The sequence below is a fragment of the Pseudomonas sp. 21615526 genome (genome assembly GCF_013386245.1).
Lineage (GTDB): Bacteria > Pseudomonadota > Gammaproteobacteria > Pseudomonadales > Pseudomonadaceae > Aquipseudomonas.
This window is the reverse complement of record NZ_JACAOM010000234.1, coordinates 1-2,808: the sequence shown is the minus strand read 5'-3', so window position 1 is coordinate 2,808 and position 2,808 is coordinate 1. Positions and strand designations below refer to the sequence as shown.

General features: G+C 65.7%; 2 protein-coding genes. Both read left to right on the top strand.

The window, feature by feature from the left end; genetic code table 11:
• Positions 1–117 precede the first annotated feature (117 nt).
• Positions 118–1,536, top strand: a complete 1,419-nt coding sequence (gene gspE / locus HX786_RS31435; RefSeq protein ID WP_003210467.1) for a type II secretion system ATPase GspE — start codon at positions 118–120, stop codon at positions 1,534–1,536.
• Complete coding sequence (gene gspF / locus HX786_RS31430; RefSeq protein WP_008432563.1) at positions 1,536–2,747, top strand: type II secretion system inner membrane protein GspF; 1,212 nt, start codon at positions 1,536–1,538, stop codon at positions 2,745–2,747. Before gspE ends, gspF begins: the two co-directional genes overlap by 1 nt.
• Positions 2,748–2,808 lie beyond the last annotated feature (61 nt).

The window sequence follows — 2,808 nt, the reverse complement described above, 5'->3', positions numbered from 1 at the left end:
GCAAGAGCGTTTTGCTTACTTTTGCGCTGTTCAAAAGTGAGCCGCTGTAAGAGCGGAACCAATCGAAGCCGTTACCGAAGGAATGGATATGTACTCAACCAAACGAAGCCCAAAAGCATGAGCCTCCTGCCTTACGCCTGGGCCAAATCCCAACGCATCCTCCTTCACCCGGGAACCCAGGGCCCGACGCTGACCATCTGCCCCTCGACCCCCGGCTGGTCCATCAGCGAAGTCCACCGCCAGTTCGGCCAAACCCACCTGATCCAGGTGCGCGACGACGAACTCGACGGCCTCCTGGCCACTGCCTACGCCGACACCGGCAGCGCCGCCGCCGTCGTGGGCGCCGCCGAAAACGAAGTCGACCTCGACCGCCTCATGCAAGACATCCCCGAAATCACCGACCTGCTCGACACCCAGGACGGCGCCCCGGTGATCCGCATGATCAACGCCTTGCTCACCCAGGCCGCCCGCGACGAAGCCAGCGACATCCACATCGAACCCTACGAAACCCACTCCGTGGTGCGCTACCGCGTCGACGGCACGCTGCGTGACGTGGTGTCCCCGCGCAAGGCCCTGCACGGCGCTCTGGTCTCACGCATCAAGATCATGGCCCAACTCGATATCGCCGAAAAACGCCTGCCCCAGGACGGCCGCATCGCCCTGCGCGTGGCCGGTCGCCCCATCGATATCCGCGTCTCCACCGTGCCCACCGGCCATGGCGAGCGCGTAGTGATGCGCCTGCTGGACAAACAAGCCGGCCGCCTGCAGCTGGAAACCCTCGGCATGGACCCCGCCGTCCTGGCCAAACTCGACACCCTGATCCGCCAACCCCACGGCATCGTGCTGGTCACCGGCCCCACCGGCAGCGGCAAGACCACCAGCCTCTACGCCGCCCTGGCTCGGCTGGATGCGAGCACCAGCAATATCCTGACCGTCGAAGACCCGGTGGAATACGACCTGCCGGGCATCAGCCAGATCCAGGTCAACGCCAAGATCGACATGACCTTCGCCCTGGCCCTGCGGGCAATCCTGCGCCAGGATCCGGACATCATCATGATCGGCGAAATCCGCGACCTGGAGACCGCACAAATTGCCGTCCAGGCCTCGCTCACGGGCCATCTGGTGCTCGCCACCCTGCACACCAACGACGCCGTCTCGGCGGTCAACCGCTTGATCGACATGGGCGTCGAACCGTTCCTGCTGGCCTCGTCACTGCTCGGCGTATTGGCCCAGCGCCTGGTGCGTCGGCTGTGCCCGCACTGCAAGCAGGAAGACCCGGCCGCGCCCGGCACCTGGCGGCCTGTCGGGTGCGCGCAGTGCAACCAGATCGGTTACAGCGGGCGTACCGGTATCCATGAATTGTTCTGCATCGACGACGAGCTGCGCGGGCTGATCCACCAGGGCGCCGGCGAGCAGGCCTTGAAGGCCGCCGCACGCCGCGCCGGCATGTTCAGCATGCGTGAGGATGGCGAACGCTGGGTACGCAGCGGCGCCACCGCCCCCGAAGAAATCCTGCGCGTAACACGGGACGCCTGATGAACCGATACCGCTACGAAGCCGCCGACGCCAGCGGCAAGCTGGAGTCCGGGCACCTTGAGGCAGACAGCCAGAGCGGCGCCTTTGCCCACCTGCGCAGCCGTGGCCTGACGGCCTTGCGGGTGCAGGTCGAGAACAACAACGAACGTGCCGGCGGTGGCGGCCGGTTCAGCGCCAAGCTCTCGGACAATGACCTGGCCTGGGCCACGCGCCAGCTGGCGAGCCTGCTCGGTGCGAGCCTGCCACTGGAGGCCGCGTTGAGCGCCACGGTGGAGCAAGCCGAGAAAAAACACATCGCCCAGACCTTGAGCGCGGTGCGCGCCGATGTGCGCAGCGGCATGCGCCTGGCCGATGCGTTGGCCGCCCGGCCCCGGGACTTTCCGTCGATCTATCGGGCGCTGATCGCGGCGGGGGAGGAGTCCGGCGACCTGGCCCAGGTCATGGAGCGCCTCGCCGACTACATCGAGGAGCGCAATAACCTGCGGGGCAAGATCCTCACGGCGTTTATCTACCCGGGCGTGGTGGGGCTGGTGTCCATCGGCATTGTGATTTTCCTGCTCAGCTACGTGGTGCCGCAGGTGGTCAGTGCGTTTTCCCAGGCTCGCCAGGACCTGCCGGGGCTGACGTTGGCGATGCTCAATGCGAGTGACTTTATCCGCGCCTGGGGCTGGCTGTGTTTTGCCGGGATCGTGGGTGGTTTCTGGAGCTGGCGCCTGTACCTGCGCAACCCCGTGGCGCGGTTGAGCTGGCACAGCCGGGTGTTGCGCCTGCCGTTGATCGGGCGTTTTGTACTGGGCCTCAACACCGCGCGGTTTGCCTCGACCCTGGCGATTCTCGGCGGGGCGGGCGTGCCGTTGTTGCGCGCCCTGGAAGCGGCGCGCCAGACCTTGTCCAACGACCGCCTGAGCCAGTGTGTCAGCGACGCGACGGCCAAGGTGCGCGAGGGCGTCAACCTGGCTCCTGCGCTGGCGGTGGAAAAGGTCTTTCCGCCCGTGCTGATCCACCTGATCGCCAGCGGCGAAAAAACCGGCTCGCTGCCGCCAATGCTCGAGCGCGCGGCGCAAACCCTGTCGCGGGATATCGAGCGTCGGGCGATGGGCATGACGGCGTTGCTTGAGCCACTGATGATCGTGGTGATGGGGGCCGTGGTGTTGGTCATCGTCATGGCCGTGCTGCTGCCGATCATCGAAATCAATCAACTGGTGACCTGACTGCTGACGAAACACGATCAAAAATGTGGGAGCGGGCTTGCTCGCAAAAGCGGTGTGTCAA

Bases quoted from the DNA above. Each gene is read 5' to 3' on its own strand.
- gspE (WP_003210467.1), top strand. From the start codon at position 118: ATGAGCCTCCTGCCTTACGCCTGGGCCAAATCCCAACGCATCCTCCTT.
- gspF (WP_008432563.1), top strand. From the start codon at position 1,536: ATGAACCGATACCGCTACGAAGCCGCCGACGCCAGCGGCAAGCTGGAG.